General features: G+C 39.9%; 11 protein-coding genes and 2 pseudogenes. 4 read left to right on the top strand and 9 right to left on the bottom strand.

All coding sequences use genetic code 11. The features are described from left to right. Positions 1 to 389: 389 nt before the first annotated feature. From G6W41_RS10450 to G6W41_RS04990, 3 genes and pseudogenes are all read left to right on the top strand, one after another. A pseudogene (locus G6W41_RS10450) lies at positions 390 to 1,217 on the top strand (Cache 3/Cache 2 fusion domain-containing protein); the annotation flags it as partial. 24 nt (positions 1,218 to 1,241) lie between these two features. Further along, positions 1,242 to 2,297: pseudogene (locus G6W41_RS10455) on the top strand (methyl-accepting chemotaxis protein); the annotation flags it as partial. Positions 2,298 to 2,746: 449 nt separating this feature from the next. Then, positions 2,747 to 3,367, top strand: a complete 621-nt coding sequence (locus G6W41_RS04990) for a Type 1 glutamine amidotransferase-like domain-containing protein (RefSeq protein ID WP_103608609.1) — start codon at positions 2,747 to 2,749, stop codon at positions 3,365 to 3,367. 233 nt (positions 3,368 to 3,600) lie between these two features. Here the strand turns inward: G6W41_RS04990 and truD are convergent, their stop codons facing one another. Both truD and G6W41_RS05000 read right to left on the bottom strand, forming a co-directional pair. Next, positions 3,601 to 4,725, bottom strand: a complete 1,125-nt coding sequence (truD, locus tag G6W41_RS04995; RefSeq protein ID WP_194170811.1) for a tRNA pseudouridine(13) synthase TruD — start codon at positions 4,723 to 4,725, stop codon at positions 3,601 to 3,603. Then, entirely contained in the window at positions 4,703 to 5,524 is an 822-nt protein-coding gene (locus G6W41_RS05000) for a thiamine-phosphate kinase (RefSeq protein WP_194170812.1), read from the bottom strand. Before G6W41_RS05000 ends, truD begins: the two co-directional genes overlap by 23 nt. 63 nt (positions 5,525 to 5,587) lie before the next feature. Between G6W41_RS05000 and G6W41_RS05005 the strand changes: the two genes are divergently transcribed. Beyond that, positions 5,588 to 6,607, top strand: a complete 1,020-nt coding sequence (locus tag G6W41_RS05005; RefSeq protein WP_194170813.1) for a hypothetical protein — start codon at positions 5,588 to 5,590, stop codon at positions 6,605 to 6,607. Positions 6,608 to 8,248: 1,641 nt separating this feature from the next. On the opposite strand, the gene G6W41_RS05010 is transcribed toward G6W41_RS05005, so the two are convergent. From G6W41_RS05010 to G6W41_RS05040, 7 genes are all read right to left on the bottom strand, one after another. After that, entirely contained in the window at positions 8,249 to 10,057 is a 1,809-nt protein-coding gene (locus G6W41_RS05010; protein ID WP_194170814.1) for a menaquinone biosynthesis decarboxylase, read from the bottom strand. A 175-nt stretch (positions 10,058 to 10,232) separates the two neighbouring features. Further along, on the bottom strand, positions 10,233 to 10,517 hold the full coding sequence (locus G6W41_RS05015; RefSeq protein ID WP_242039914.1) for an Imm10 family immunity protein: 285 nt from the start codon (positions 10,515 to 10,517) through the stop codon (positions 10,233 to 10,235). 68 nt (positions 10,518 to 10,585) lie between these two features. After that, positions 10,586 to 11,515, bottom strand: coding sequence for a hydroxymethylbilane synthase (gene hemC / locus G6W41_RS05020; protein WP_194170815.1), 930 nt, complete (start codon positions 11,513 to 11,515; stop codon positions 10,586 to 10,588). Between the two features lie 8 nt (positions 11,516 to 11,523). After that, positions 11,524 to 11,955 carry an FxsA family protein gene (locus tag G6W41_RS05025; RefSeq protein WP_194170816.1) on the bottom strand — a complete coding sequence of 144 codons (432 nt, stop codon included), beginning with the start codon at positions 11,953 to 11,955 and terminating at the stop codon, positions 11,524 to 11,526. After that, positions 11,952 to 13,652 carry a proline--tRNA ligase gene (locus G6W41_RS05030; protein ID WP_194170817.1) on the bottom strand — a complete coding sequence of 567 codons (1,701 nt, stop codon included), beginning with the start codon at positions 13,650 to 13,652 and terminating at the stop codon, positions 11,952 to 11,954. Before G6W41_RS05030 ends, G6W41_RS05025 begins: the two co-directional genes overlap by 4 nt. Continuing rightward, positions 13,642 to 14,925: a glutamyl-tRNA reductase gene (hemA, locus tag G6W41_RS05035; protein WP_103631231.1), complete on the bottom strand. Its 1,284-nt coding sequence runs from the start codon at positions 14,923 to 14,925 to the stop codon at positions 13,642 to 13,644. The genes G6W41_RS05030 and hemA overlap by 11 nt, the downstream gene beginning before the upstream one ends. Continuing rightward, positions 14,925 to 15,818 carry a polyprenyl synthetase family protein gene (locus G6W41_RS05040; protein ID WP_194170818.1) on the bottom strand — a complete coding sequence of 298 codons (894 nt, stop codon included), beginning with the start codon at positions 15,816 to 15,818 and terminating at the stop codon, positions 14,925 to 14,927. The genes hemA and G6W41_RS05040 overlap by 1 nt, the downstream gene beginning before the upstream one ends. Positions 15,819 to 15,822 lie beyond the last annotated feature (4 nt).

The following is a 15,822-nucleotide window of genomic DNA, read 5'->3' on the forward strand; positions in this document are numbered from 1 at the left end:
CCAAATTTCACTTTTTTGTTATTTTGCTTTGAACCTTAAATAAATATAATAAAATAGACGACAAATCAACAAAACGATACAAATTTAAATTTTAATCCCTCAAAAGCGCAATTTTCTTGCTTTTACCAAACTATAAATTTTGCTTAAAAAGCTAAATTTAAATAGCAATTTTTTATAAATTTTTACTCCAGTTTCATAAAAGTTATAGTTATAAATATAAAGCAAACAAAAATTTAAAATTTGTTATTTTTCCCCAAAATTCTATATGTTTTACGAGAAAAAATTTGTATAATAAACCCTTAAAATCTAAACCAAGGAGGATATAGATGAATTTGCGTAGCATCTTAGTCAAGGTCTCAGCGATCATCGCTTTAGTTCTTGCCATTTGTATGGCTTGCTTTGTATTTTTTATATCACATGTCTTAGAGCGTGAGATCAAGGAGGGAGTAGAAACAACTATCCAGCAAAACGTTGCGCTTGCGATGGACACAGTTGAGCTATTTGATGAAGATAACGAAGATAATGCAAAACTATATATGCATGTCTTAAAAGAGGCTTTAGGCAACATAAGAGCCACTAGCCAAACCATAAAAACAGAAAACGACGACGCTTTAGAGCTTATCTCAGACAAAATGGGCGTGTTAAATAACAACCATGAAATTTCTGATAAGATCAAAAAGCTAACAAACGGCGGTATCCCAACCATCTTTGCAAAATCAGGCAATGAATTTGCTGCTGTATCTACTTCACTTTTACTAGATGATGGCAGTAGAGCGCTTGGTATGCTAAATAAAACGATCTATCCAAAGATGATGAATAAAGAGACATATGTGGGTGCTCTAAATATTTTTGGTAGAAACTACATGTGTGTTTATGAGCCAGTCGTTCAAAACGGAGAGGTTGTAGCAGTTTTATTTATAGGTTACGACTTTACTGAAGGCTTAGAAGATCTTCAAAAGACAATGGCACAAATGAAGCTAGGCGAGCATGGGTATTTCTCTATCTACAACACAAAAACTAATAAATTTGAGATCCACCCAACTCAAGCTGGTAAAGAGCTAAGCAGCGATGTTAAAGCTGCTATGGAAAAAATAGCGAAACAAAAAGAAGGTGTTGAATTCGCTAATACTGGTGGTGTTGAGCGTATAGTTGCGTTTGAGCCATTTGATAAGCTAAACTGGATAGTGCTTGGCTCAGCTGTTACTGATGACTTTTTAACACCTCTAAAAGTAGTTAGTAAAAACTTCATCATAGCAAGCATTATAGTTACATTGCTTCTTATTATAGTATCTATCTTCTTGCTTAAAAAGCTAGTTGCAAATCCTATCGATAGACTAGGAGCAAATTTAAATGCTATAACATCTGACTTTACTCTTAAAATCCCAATCTACGGCAAAGATGAGATAGCTAAAATAAGCAATGATATAAATAACTTCATAGAGCGCATTAGAGTGCTTATAAGCGACACTAAAAACCTTTCAAGTGAAAACAGCTCAGTTGCAAACGAACTAAGCTCTACCTCTCTTCAAACAGGCAAACGCGTAGAAGAATCAACCCAGATCGTTGAAGAGACAAATCAAAGATGTAAGTCTATGCAAGAAAGCATGAAAGAGTCACTTTCAATAGCTCAAGCTGGTAAAGATGACCTTCAAAAGGCAAGCACTCATATAAAAACAGCAACTGACGCTATCAGAGCCCTATCATCTCAGATAGTTGATTCTGCTAATGTAGAAAATCAAATGGCAGGTAAGATCGAGCAGCTTAGCCGTGACGCAGAGCAGGTTAAATCAGTGCTTGTGGTTATCAATGATATCGCAGATCAGACAAACCTACTTGCTCTTAACGCAGCTATCGAAGCAGCTCGTGCAGGTGAGCATGGACGTGGCTTTGCAGTCGTTGCTGACGAGGTTAGACAGCTAGCTGAGAGAACTCAAAAATCTCTAACAGAGATAAATGCAACCATTAACGTTATCGTTCAAGCGATAAATGATAGCAGTGAGCAAATGGGCATCAACTCTAAGCAAATTCAAGAGCTAACCCACGTTGCAAGCGACGTTGAAAAGACGATAAATGATATGAGCGCAACGATGAATAATGCCATAGCGATGTCTGATAAGACTATGCAAGACTACATCGCAACTGGCAAGAACGTAAATGAGATCATGGATGGCATCTCAGAGATCAATCAAATTTCATCTGAAAATGCTAGAAGTGTCGAAGAGATAGCTTCTGCAGCTGAGCATCTAAATAAGATGACAGACGCGCTAAATTCTAAACTAAGTGTCTTTAGAACTTAAGTTTTTACCTCTTAAATTTAATGTTTTAGGTCTAGCTTTGGCTAGACCTTTTTAAATTTAAACCAGCTAAATTTAGCCAGCCACACTTTTAAACCTATCTTTATAAAACTAGTAAAAATTTGGCTTGATAGATTATATCTCTTATCTTCGCTAAATTTTTACGTTGTTTCTACTTGAAGTTGCGATCACAAGAGAAAAAACTCTTAAAAAATATTGCGATACTTTGCCTTAAATTTTTGCATTCAAATTCATAATTAAATTTTTAAATTTTACTTACTCGACCATGTATACTAAAAATACAAACCATATAAATCTCTAAATCCTAAGCTGTAGTGCAAGATATGGGAAGCTTGTGAGCGACATGACGATTGCAAAATGCGGATCTTTTAAGCTTATTTTCGGATATAATTGGCTCTTAAATTTAAATATCTTTTAAAAGGAATAAAGGAATGGCAAATATTTTTCTTTGCTCCTACTTCGCGGAGATTGCGAGCAAGATCAATGAAGTGGTAGATTTTCAAGGTAAGCATGTTGCTTTTATCGATACGGCAGCAAAATTTGAAGAGGTGAATTTTTACGTAGATGAAGCGGTGAAAATTTTGGAAAAATTTGGTGCGAAGCTGACTCGTATTGATATTTCTTGTGTTAAAAACTTGGTTACGCAGATTTCTGAATGTGATGAGTTTTGTGTTGCAGATGATAAAATTTTAGCTACTATTAATAAGTGCGACATCATTTATGTAAGCGGCGGAAATACATTTTATCTGCTTAATGAGCTGCGAAAATCGTGCGCCGAACAAGCTATAAAAAACGCGGTTAAAGCTGGTAAAATTTACGTCGGTGAGTCAGCAGGGGCGATCGTGGCCGCACCAGACACGAGATATGCTACGCTTATGGATAAAAGTAGTGTAAACATGAGTGATTTTACAGGATTAAATTTGGTTGATTTTTGCGTAGTGCCACACTTTGGCTGTGAGCCTTTTGTGGAGGCTACTCACGAGATAATGGAGAAATTTGGGGACTTGTACGATTTGCGACCTATAAATAATGCTGAATTTATTGCGCTTTGAGATAAAAATTTATGCGATCTCTGATAAAACATACGCCAAATATTTACTCAGAGCATTTTCCCTATAAAATCACTTTTTGTCTGCAAATCTTACTTATAAATAAAGAAAATAATTAAAACGCAAAGTTTAATTTTTAAGGCTAGAAAATTAAGCAAAAACCGCTATAATTTCGCTCTGACACGGTAAGCGGTCGCTTTTGCACTACGCAAAAGAGGAAAGTCCGAAAATTTACCCTACTCAAATATATTTTTATGCAAAATTTCTTCTAGCACAACTGTGGCGTATGAGCCCTTTTGAAGTGTGAAATTTAAGCTAAAATGAGCGTTTTCTTCGTTGTATTTGTAGCTTGTATTTTCAAGATACGCCCAGTTAAAGCGCCTTGAGCCAGCGATCTTTGAAGTAAGCGAAAATGCCTCAGCGAAAATTTCATCCTCAAGCTCTTTTGCCACGCCGCTTGCCTCATAGGCCTTTGCACCGACTATAAGTCCAAGGCTTGTGATATCGCGCTTAACAAATCTTTGCGCCTCTTGATCTAAATTTTCACACAAAAAGAGCTTGCCAAACGGATAGTGCCCTAAAACCTCTCCAGGAAGCAGCTTAAAAAAGCTCTCCTGCGTCTTCATCGCTTTTAGTTCATCTTTGCTAAAGTTTTTATAAATTTCGCCTAGCTCACTTAAGCTAAAGTCGCTTACAAACCTTGAAATCTCAACCCTTTTGCTAAGATAGCGGTTAAAAAGATCGCTTTGATAGGCTGAGATCAAAAAGTCATTTAGCTTTACATTTTTGCTCTTTTTACCATTTATAGTGCCGTTTTTAAGTAGCTCAAGGCCAGTTACAGCATTGTCGCCAAATTTACCAAAGCGCTGGTAGCCAAAGTAGTTTGCATAGCCCATTTTATCGATGCTGACAAAGGCCTGCTCTAGCTTTTTAGCGCTACTTGGCAGCACCTTTTTTAGACGGATGAAAAAGCTATTGCCCTTTAGATGTCCGATGCGAAGCTTATTTTTATGGACGTTTAAATTTAAAATTTTCATCTTTTCATGGCTAAAGTTTGCAAGCGCGCCCTCAAATTTACGAGGCATCGAGATAAACTGCGTCGTCATACCTTGCTTGTCTTTTAGCCCAGCATAGCCAAAGTCACGCATCTTAGCCCCTGTAACCTCGCTTAAGGCGTGCAAAGCGTCGCTTGTCGTCATATCTTTTTTAGAAATTTCAACGATCAAGTGCTCGCCGTCGCCACTAAATTCATAAAGCGGTATCTCGCGCACGACAAAATCATCTGAATTTTTAGAAAAATATGCCTCGATGGGCGCATGAGTGAGCGCATAGAGCGGCTTAAAAGTGGTGGCTTCTTGCATTTTGTCTTAACCTTTTGTGTGAAATTTTTGCAAAGATGTTGATCTTTGTCCTAGTTTTTGCGGCGATCCTTTTTATGGCGCTTAAATTTTTAGGGCTAAAGGTAAATAAAACCTCGTACTCCTCGCCGCTACTAAGCTCAAATTTGCTTAGTTTTTTTGTAAATTTAGCGCCCTTTTTGCTAGCCTTTAAAAGCTTACCAATGTCGGTATTAAGCCCGTCTGAGATATCCATGGCGGAGTTTATAAGATGAGCTGCTTTGTAAAAAAACTTATCTCTTAAGATAGGCCTTTTAAAGCGTGAGTTTTTAGAAATTTGAGCCAGTCTTAGAAGCGAGTTTAGCCCCTTTTGGCTGCCTCCAAGCTTGCCTGTAAATGCAACAAGATCGCCAAATTTAGCATTTTTTCTAAGCACTGCCCTGCTCCTTAGCTCGCCGATCACACTAACGCTTATGTTTAAAATGGGGCTACTTATCGTGTCGCCGCCTATTATCTTTACGCCAAACTCCTCGCACGCCCTATTTATGCCCCTACTTAGCTCGCTGATCTGGCGCGGCGTGAAGCTCTTTGGCAGACTAAGCCCTAGAAGGGCAAACTTTGGCTTAGCGTTCATCACGATCGTATCTGAAAAATTTACGATCATAGCCTTGTAGCCGGTCTCTTCAAGGCTTAGCCAGCCAAGTTTAAAGTGCGAATTTTGCGCAAAAATGTCCTTACTAAAGACCATTTTGCCAGCAACCGCCGCGTCATCGCCGATATATGCGTTACTAAAGCGTTCAATCGTGAAATTTTCTTTATCCATTGAGCTATTATAATGAAACTCCTTTTAAATTTAGGATAAAATAAGCCCAAAAAAAGGATACAGATGCAAAGAGTTGAGATTTTTAGATTTGACGCGAAAAGAGATGTTTTGGCATATTTCAAGCCCTATTTTTTAGAGATTTCAGACTTTGCAAACTTAAACGAGCTTTTTGCCCACGTAAAGAGCATAGACCCCTACTTTAGCCCATTTGAAGGCTTTGTCAAGGTAAATGACGTCGTAGTTAGCACCGCCCAACCACTTGCAAATTTAGCTCAAAAATTTGGAGACGAGCTTTGCATCGCCCCGCTTGATGAAAAAAGAGCGGTTATAGACCTTGCTATAAATGATGATGACTTTTGGGCGAAATTTGAGCCATTTGCTAGCTTTTGCAAAAGAGCTGACAAAGAGCTTTACGCTAGCTTTAAGCCTTATTTTTACGCTGATTTTGTGAAAGACTACGAGCCAAATTTTATAGGAGCTGCCGCGATAATGCTAACTCATCATCTTTATAAAAATGAGAAAAATGATGAAATTTTAAAGCTAGTGAGTGCTAAAAACGGCATTTTGATAGCCTGCGAGCTTGATGATCTACTCTTTGAAGGAAGCGAAATTTATAGCGAGGCGATTAATTTTTTCAAAGAAATTTTAGGCGTAAAAGCTGCGCCAAAATATGAAAACGAGCTTAAAAAGATAGAAAAACTTAGCAAATTTAAAGAATTTAAGATAGCCATAAAAGATAGACTGCCTGAAAATTTAAGCGCATACAAGGCAAATTTTATAGAGCTAAACGCCAAAACACCTTGCGTATATGAGCTTTTAAAGATTGATGAAGAGCTAGCTTGCAAGCTTGCTAATAAGATAGTTTTTGCTGCATTTGATAGTGGGGCTGATTTTTTACTAGCTAGCAACGAGGCTGAGTTTTATATCTTTGACACGCTAGCAAGAAAGCTTGAAAAAAGTGCTAACAGAAGCTTGCAAGAGTTTTATGTCTTAAAAGTTAGTGAGCTAATGGCGCTTGAAAATGGCGAGATACCAAGCGGGCTAAAAGAGCATGTTTTGAAGGTCGGTTTGGTAAATTTATAAGCTAAATTTACTACGTCAAATTTAAAGCATTATGGCACTCGTGCGATTTTAAATCTTGTATTTAGGGTTTATAATTTTTCTAAAAAAATAAAAAACATTATTAAAAATAAGCCATTTTAAGCTCTTGCAAGTTTAGATAATGCTTTAGTCGCTAGCAAAAATACGCCATGGTTTGATTGCCGCCAAAGCCAACAACAAAAACCAAAGTACTTAAATCAGAAAGTGTTTTTAAAGGTCAGATAGCAAATTTACAACCTAATTTTAGATAAATCTAAAATTTAAGAGTTTTAAAACCCACTTCAAGCCTATTAAATTTTCAAATGTCTTGTTCTATATTTTGACCTCTCATGCGATCTATATACATTTGAAACACTAGTAAAACTTGTAAATTTAGGCTTTTAGCAAGGCTATAACATCTAAAAGACAAAACGGCAGTAGCCAAAGGTAAATTTCAAGCTAGACTTGTCAAATTTATGATCCATTTTTACTAGCCACTTCTAAAATTTATGCTTACATTTGCCTTGCAGTACAAAATGGCGAAATTTACTCAAACTAACAAACAATCATTTAAAACTTGATCTAGTAAAAATTTAATGGCTGCATATAAATTTATAGTACCGCAGCCTATCGATACAAAAAATAGCGCGAGCCAAAACAACCAAGCAGATCGCTATTTAATGCCCATATCTAGCAAATTTATAGGTGAAATTTACTGGCTTTATTTTAAATTTTGTCAGGTTTTCTTCTAAATTTGTTTTAAAGTAAAAGACCAGCAGCAAGCTTTTATAGTTCAACACAAAACAAACGCACAGCCTGACTTAAAAAACAATCTATAATTTGCTAGTTTATTTTAAATTCCACAAGCTCACTATTTTAAATTTGATCCAATAGGCTAACTTTAATCACATAAAAACTAAAAAAATTATTAGCAAAAGTCAGGCAAGTAGGCTTTATATTTACATGCAAATTTACCAAAACTGGCACAACGCAGCTTTATAAAAAATACGCCTGTAATCTGCTAATTTTGTTAAGCTTAAATGTTTTTACACTTCTAGCTTTTAAATTTAAAAGTTTTTGCGCTCATCGCAATAGATCAAATTTAAATTTTTCTAGCGCACAACTCTAAATTTTACCTCCAATAAAGCAAAATCATATTATTTTACGTAAATTTTTACATATTATTTTTAGTATTTTTAGAAATTTGATATGCTAAATTTAAAAATTTGTGTTTTCTGGTGTAAATTTTGGTAGTTTTCAAGCCAGCCAAGCCAAAAACCGAGAAAAACAGATAAATTTAACTAGAAATTTTATGCTACAATATAAAAATAGCCTTAAATTAAGCCATTTTTATTTTAAATTTAAAAGCAATTTTATCAAGCCAAAATGCTAAATCAAATTTAAAGCTTAATGATCAAGGGCTTTGCCTATACGGCCAAGAGCGAACTTGAGCGATCACGTTAGCTTTATGCGCCGATAGAGCCATTCTTATCAATGCAGACGGCCAGCAAACAAAGGGGTCAATATTTCGCACGACTACGACCGACAAGTCGCCACCTGAGTATAAGTACATGGGCTGGGCTACGGAGCGCATTTTCTTTCCACTTTTGCGCACGAGCGTGCCAAAGCCACTAGGCTACAACCCTATCCAAATATCTCAAATTTACTAAAAAGCTCTGGCTCATCTTTTACTACGCCACGCCTCACAAGCTCAGCCACCACTTCGCGGTCGCAGTCAGTTTGCATAGGCCAGCCACGCGTGTAGCCCTCCAGCTCGTCCTTGCTCGTCGCATCCACGCAGAAATTTTCACCATCTATGTAGATATCACGCAAAGCATCTATGTTATTTGTCACGCGCCAAAGCAGCATATATGGATTTTCTAGGTAGTTTTGCATATCCACGACGACTAGAAGCTTGAAAAACTCCCTAAATTCCAAAAGCTTAAAAAATAGCTCTTTTACAGGGCGATCTTTTTCAAATTTAATCACGCAAATAGGCGTTTTACTCTGCTTTTTAAACTGCCTAAGCTCTCTAACATTTGGCGCAACGCTTTGAAATTTAGCCAAAAGCTCATCATCACTTAATACCGCAGGGCTAAATTTACAAAAGTCCTGCGTCGCGTCGATGCCAAGCTTGCCGCCAAAGCACGAGTTAGGACTAGCGTGATCGAGCTGGTCGCACACGCCTTGGCTTATCAGCACACTCTCACTGCCAAATCTATCAAGCACAAAGCTTGCAAATTTGTCGTATTCTGCTAGCTCTGGTGCATCGTTGCCCACAAAGATCGCATGCTTTACAAAGCTCATCTGTCCAACTCCCCAAAACGCGTGCATAGCCTGCTTTGCATGGGCTGGATAAAGGGCGTTGATCTTGGCCAGGATAAGATTGTGAAAGACGCCATTTTCAGGCATATTGTAGTCTAGTAGCTCTGGCACGGTCGTTCGCAAAAGTGGCAAGAAAATGCGCTCGGTCGCCCAGCCCATATACTTATCTTCAAGCGGCGGCTTGCCAACCACGGTCGCGTGAAAGACAGGGTCTTGCTTGCTCGTTATCGCCGTGACCTCCATCACCGGAAACGGCTCAACTGGCGTGTAAAAGCCAGTGTGATCGCCAAATGGCCCCTCAAGCTCGCTCTTAACAGTATTGACAAAGCCCTCGATCACGTAGTCGGCGTCGTGCGGGACGTAAATTTCATTAGTGAGCGACTTTACAAGCCTAGCTGGCTCTTTGCGGATGAAGCCGTAAAGTAGCAGCTCAAAGACGCCCTTTGGCAGTGGCGCCTGAGCGCACCAGATGTAGAGTGGATCGCCGCCGATCGCCACAGAGACTGGCATCTTACGGCCTGCGCGCTTATACTCGTGAAAGAAATTTGCGCCGTCTTTGTGGATCTGCCAGTGCATGCCAAGGCGATTTTTATCATAAATTTGCAGTCTATACATACCTAAATTTTGCAGCGTGCCGTCAAGACTTTGCGTATAGACCTGCCCCATCGTGATAAAAGCACCTCCGTCATGCGGCCAAGTCTTTAGCGCAGGTAAGCTCAAAAGATCAGCCGCCTCGCCTATAAATTTAACCTGCTGGCACTCGCCCTCGCCATTTAGCCTTTTGGTAAAAATCTTTCTCATGCTAAAAAGATAGGCTAAAAAGTCAAGCTTTTCTTTGAAATTCTCAGGTTTTTTGGGCTTTAAGAGCTTCTCTATCTCAGCTGCGATCTCATCAGGCTGTACGCCAAATATCAGCTCAAGCGCCCTTTTTGAGCCGTAGATATTTGTAAGCACTGGGGCAAATTTACGCCCAGTTTTTTTGCAGACTGGATTTGTAAAAAGTAGCGCTTGTGAGCCCGCGCGTTTGACCTCGATGTAGCTAGCGTGCGCGATCTCTAGGTCAATATCCACTGGCTCATCGATCACCCTAAGTAGGCCATTATCTTTTAAAAGCTTGATGTAGTCCATATTTTTCCCTTAAATTTTTAAAGATGATAGCTAAAATTTGATAAAAAAGGCGATGCTAATATTTTGTTATTGCACGCAAAGGCAGTTTGTGCGTGTCTGTTTTTTTATCGCAAAGGCAACTCTATCATCTCGGCTAAAAAATGGCGGCAAAACAGGCGAATGATTAAATTTAGGACTACTCTAGCAGCTCGCCAAATATCTCTTTGCTATATTTCATAAAGCGCTCATTAAGCTTAACATCCTCGGTATCTACGCAAATGAGACTATCTTGCACCTCAAAAATGATGCTCTTATCAGTGATCTTTACTCGTTTGCAAGCGTTGTAGCAAATGTCGCCATTACACTCGGCATATAGGCCGTTTATCTCGGCGTTTTCGTCGTCGCCCTTTTTTAGTTTGATCGGTCTTTGAAAGATTATGTAGTTTTTGTAGTCATATTTGTCGTCTGCAAGACCGATCATATAGTAGTTGTCTTTGCTATTTTTGGTAGCACTTAGGGCTTTTGCTTTAAATTTTAGCTAAAACACGCTTACGCCATCTCTTCAGCGCGTTTTAGCAGCTCTTTCGCCCCTTTTTCTATAAATTTATGCGCTAGCTCCTTGCCGACGCTTTGAAATTTATCTTTGTTAGTCTTTAAGCTATCTTTTATAAACTCGCTTCCATCAGGCAGACCAACGATCGCATCGATAGAAATTTCATCTCCTTGTAGCCTTGCGCTTATGCCTATTGGCACTTGGCAGCCACCTTCCAAAACGCTTACGAAATCACGCTCTATGGTCGTTTCTATAACTGCATTTTCGTCGTTTAAAAAGTCAATCTGCTCTAAAATTTGCTTCTCATCTCTGGCCTCTATCCCAAGAGCGCCCTGACCCATCGCAGGTATCATCTCGTCAAAGCCAAATGTGTAGATGTGTGCCACTTCAGCCTTGATATTTAGGCGGTTTATGCCAGCCATCGCCAAAATGATCGCGTCAAATTCGCCCTCTTTTAGCTTTCTAAGTCTAGTTTGCACGTTTCCACGAAGCGAGATGATCTCAAGATCAGGCCTCATGATAAGTAGCTGCATCTTGCGGCGCAGGCTCGTTGTGCCAACTTTTGCGCCGTGCGGTAGGTCGCTAAATTTAGCAAATTTCTCACTTATCATCGCATCTCTTGTATCCTCACGTGAGCAAATGGCAGCTAGTCTAAGCCCTTTTGGAAAGACTACTGGCACGTCTTTTAGGCTATGCACCGCGATATCGGTCTCGCCTTTTAGCATGCTATCTTCAAGCTCTTTTGTAAAAAGCCCTTTGCCGCCGATCTTTGCAAGTGGCGTGTCAAGTATCACGTCGCCCTTTGTCTTCATGCCCTCAAGCACGACCTTCACGCCCTTGTGCTGCGCCTCGATCCTAGCCTTGATATGTTCGCTTTGCCAAAGCGCTAAGATGCTCTTTCTAGTTGCTATTTTTATCTCTTTCATCATCTCTCCTAATTTACTCTTTTTGGCTCTTCGATGACCTCAACGTCGATGATCTCGCCATCATCTTTTTTACTGCCCTGCTCGCTAAAGTTTTGAAATTTAAACTCCTGATAGCTTTCATTTTTCGCTGCATTTTTCTTAAACACTAAAGAAAAAACGACCACGGCTATGCCAAAAATATCCGTTAAAATTCCTGGCAAAAACAGCAACGCTCCGCCAAAGCTAAGTCCTAACTGGCTAAATAAATTTCCGCCAAGAAAGCTTTTAAATGCCGCTTGAGGCGAATTTAAACTAGAAAATCCAGCATTAAAAAGAAGTGCGATACCCACAAATCCAGAGACCAGCACCTCAAGAAAGTAGTTCAAAAAGCCAAATTTATCCACAAAAAGATAGATAAAGACCGCCTCTATGATGAAAAACAAAAATGCGAAAAATCTCATAAGCTTTCTTTTATCTTTCTAAAGGCGTCATCTGCGCCTATAGCCTCTTTGCTTAGCCCATCTCTTGTGATAAACTCGACCTTGCCATTTGCAAATTCTTTACCAACAAGTAGCGCATAAGGAAAGCCAATAAGTTCAAAATCATTCATCTTAACGCCAAATCTCTCGTTTCTATCGTCGATGATGACGCTAACGCCGGCTTTTTTAAGGCTCTCATAAAGCTCAAATGCAAATTTCACGCCCGCCTCATCTCTTAAATTTGAAATGATGATCTCCACATCAAACGGCGCGCACTCTTTTTTCCAGATGCAGCCCTTCTCGTCATGGCTAGCCTCTATCATCACAGCGATCAGCCTGCTGATACCGATGCCATAGCAGCCCATCAAAAATGGCTTTGCTTTGCCGTTTTCATCAAGATATGTCGCATTCATCGCAGCTGAATATTTATCGCCTAGCTGAAAGATATGACCGACCTCTATGCCTTTGCTAAGTTTTAAATTTCCGCCGCAAACTGGGCATTTATCGCCCTCTTTTACCTTTACAAGGTCTTTAAATCTCTCTTCGTTAAATCCGCTAACACTAACGCCAACAAAGTGATAGTCCTTCTCGTTAGCGCCACATATCATGTTGTTTGCGCCCCTTAGCTCGTTATCTATAAAAAATTTCACATCTTTTAGCCCAACTGGCCCGCAAAATCCAGCAGATAGTCCAGCTTTAGCCACGTCAGTCTCGCTAGCATCTACAAGCTCTAGCGCCTTGCAAGCGTTTTGCGCCTTTGTCTCTTGAAGCTCATCGTCGCCCCTTACAAAAAAGACCACGACCTCTTCTTTATCCTCGTAGATCGCCTTTTTCATAACAGCTTTTATGCAGTAAAACTCGCTAACTTTGAAAAACTCAGCGACATCTTTTATAGTTTTTGCATTTGGCGTTAGAAATTTAGCCGCGTCCGCCTCTGGTGCCTCAGCCTCGCTAACTCTTGGTTTTCGTCTTGCCGCCTCAACGTTTGCAGCGTATCTGCAAGCCTCACAGCAAAGTATGTCGTCCTCTCCGTTACTTGCAAGCACCATAAACTCTTTACTGCCACTTCCTCCTATGGCTCCGCTATCAGCCTCAACAGCTCTAAAATTTAGCCCTAGACGAGTAAAAATCTTACTATAAGTTGCCTCCATAAGGTCAAACTCACGTTTTAGATCCTCTTTGCTAGAGTGAAAGCTATAACCATCTTTCATCGTAAATTCGCGCCCTCTTAGCAAGCCAAAGCGTGGTCTTGCCTCATCACGAAATTTAGTGTTTATCTGGTATAGATTTAGCGGCAGCTGCTTGTAGCTAGTCACCTTGCCACGCACCAAAGCAACGGCTGCCTCTTCGTTTGTAGGGCTTAGCACAAAGTCATTTTCTTTTCTATCTTTAAAGCGCAAAAGTTCCTTGCCAAAGACGTTGTAGCGGCCACTTTGCTTCCAAAGCTCACCTGAAGTGACCACGCTAAAGCTCACCTCCTGCGCGCCAGCCTCGTCCATCTCCTCTTTTACAACGCGTGAAATTTTATCGTGCATGATCTTTCCAAGCGGCAGATAGTTGTAAAGCCCAGAGCCGATCTGCTCGACAAAGCCGCCTCTTATCAAAAACTGATGGCTTGGCAAAGATGCGTCTTTTGGCGCTTCCTTGGTCGTTGGGGCGTAAAATTTACTAAATTTCATCTATATCTCCTGCTTGAAAATTTTGTTCATCTTTTATGTCAAATAAAAATTTAACTCCGTTTGAAAGCTCGCTCGCTCTCTCCTCGTCTGCAAGCCCTTTTAGCTTCATCGTTGGCTGGTGCAAAAAGGCTTTAAAGACTTGATGAATGAGCTTTTGCGCCTCATCATAATCGCTATGCTTTAAATAGCCCTTTTTCATCGCCTTTTCTAGCTCATTTTTCGCGCAAATTTCAGCCTGCTTGCGGATTGATTTTATAAGAGGCACGCTCATATCTTCTTTTAAAGTCTTTAAAAACTCGCTCGTGTCTTGACCGACGATTGAGTAGGCCTTTTGCGCCTGCTCCTCTCTTAGGGCTAAATTTTTACGCACGATCTCCTCTAAGCTATCGACCGTATAGACGCTGATAAGCTCCGTGTTTAAAAGATCGATGTCTCTTGGCACGGCGATATCAAAAAAATATCTATGAAATTCTCTTGGCTCGATGATCTCGCCTGTGATGATGGCGTGTGGGGCTGCGGTGCTTGAGAAGATGAGATCGTAGCTATTTACGTATTCTTTTAGTTTTAATATACTATCCCAGCTCGCGCTATCTCCTAAGCTATCAACTAACTGCTCGACGCGCTCGGAGCTTCTGTTTATAATGATCACCTCTGCGCCGCTTGATATGAGGTGCTTTGCTGCTAGCTCGCCCATCTCACCAGCACCCACGACGATAGCTGTTTTACCTTCAAGCGTGCCAAAAATTTCTTTTGCTTTTGCTACGGCGACGCTTGAGACTGAGATCGGGTTTTTAGAAATTTGAGTTTCGTTTCTAACCTTGGCAGCGCACTTACATGCGTAGTGGATGATCTTACTGATATCTTCGCCACATGAGTTGTTGTCATAAGCAAATTTAAAGGCATTTTTTAGCTGGCCAACTATCTGCGTTTCGCCAACGACTAGGCTATCAAGCGAGCTTGCCACAGCAAATAGGTGGTGGGCGGCACCGCTGTTCTCGTAGATGTCAGCTCTCTCATAAAGCTCATCTTCAAAAACGCCTGAAAATATGGACATACACCTGATGATATGAGCAGTAGCGGCCTTTACATCCTCTACACTTGCTATGATCTCGACGCGGTTGCAGGTGTTTAGCACCATGCTCTCTTTTATGTTTTTGTTTGAATTTATCAGCTTTAAAATTTGCTCTTTTTTCTCGTCACTATCAAATGCAAGCTTTTCTCTGACCGAAATATCAGTATTTTTATATGTAAAACTTATGTCTAAATAGTGCATCAAAATTCCCTATCTATCATGCTTTTTATGATCCCTTCAAGCTCGGCGTTTTTATACTCTTTTATCGCTTCTATTGCTTCAGCTCCAAGCCTTTTTGCCTCGCTTACAGCCTTGCTAAGTGAGCTAGTTTTATCGAAATTTTCTTTTAGCCATGAAATTTCATCCGCATTTAACTTCTTTGCCCAAAGCGATCTAAGCTTTGCCCTGCCAGCCTCGTCTAGGCTCTTATAAAGATAAATGTAAGGAAGCGTTGTTTTGCCCTCGACAAAGTCGTTAAGCGCTGGTTTGCCAAGCGTTTTTTCATCTTGAGTGATGTCTAAGATATCATCAACGATCTGAAATGCAAGACCTAAATTTTTGCCATAAATGCCAAATTTCTCGCTATCTTTGCCAGCTAGCTTTGCCCCACAAATAGCCGTAGCTTCTATCAAAACAGCTGTTTTATAATAGATCATTTTTAAATATTCTTGCTCGTTTTCATTAAAATTTTCAGCCATTTTCACATCCATCATCTCGCCGATGCTTAGCTTACTGACCGCATCTGAGATGACAGCTGCGATGCTTGGATCAAATTTTGTAAGCTCAAAATAAGCCTTTGAGTAGAGAATGTCGCCCAACATAACCGAGTTTTTACTACCAAAAAGTGCGTTTATGCTTGGTTTGCCGCGTCTTATATTTGCCTCGTCTATGACGTCATCGTGTAGCAAGCTTGCAAGGTGAATGAGCTCGATGATAGCGCAAAGCTTAAGCGAAATTTCACTCTCGCCTGCGATCTTTAAAAGAAGTTTTGAGCGAAGCTTTTTGCCTGAGCTTATCTTTAAAAACATCTCAAACGCCTCTTTATAGCCAAGCTCGCTTATAATTTTGCTCATTATTTCATCGATTTTATCCATTTTT

The sequence above is a fragment of the Campylobacter concisus genome (genome assembly GCF_015230035.1).
GTDB classification, from domain to species: Bacteria; Campylobacterota; Campylobacteria; order Campylobacterales; family Campylobacteraceae; genus Campylobacter_A; species Campylobacter_A concisus_BK.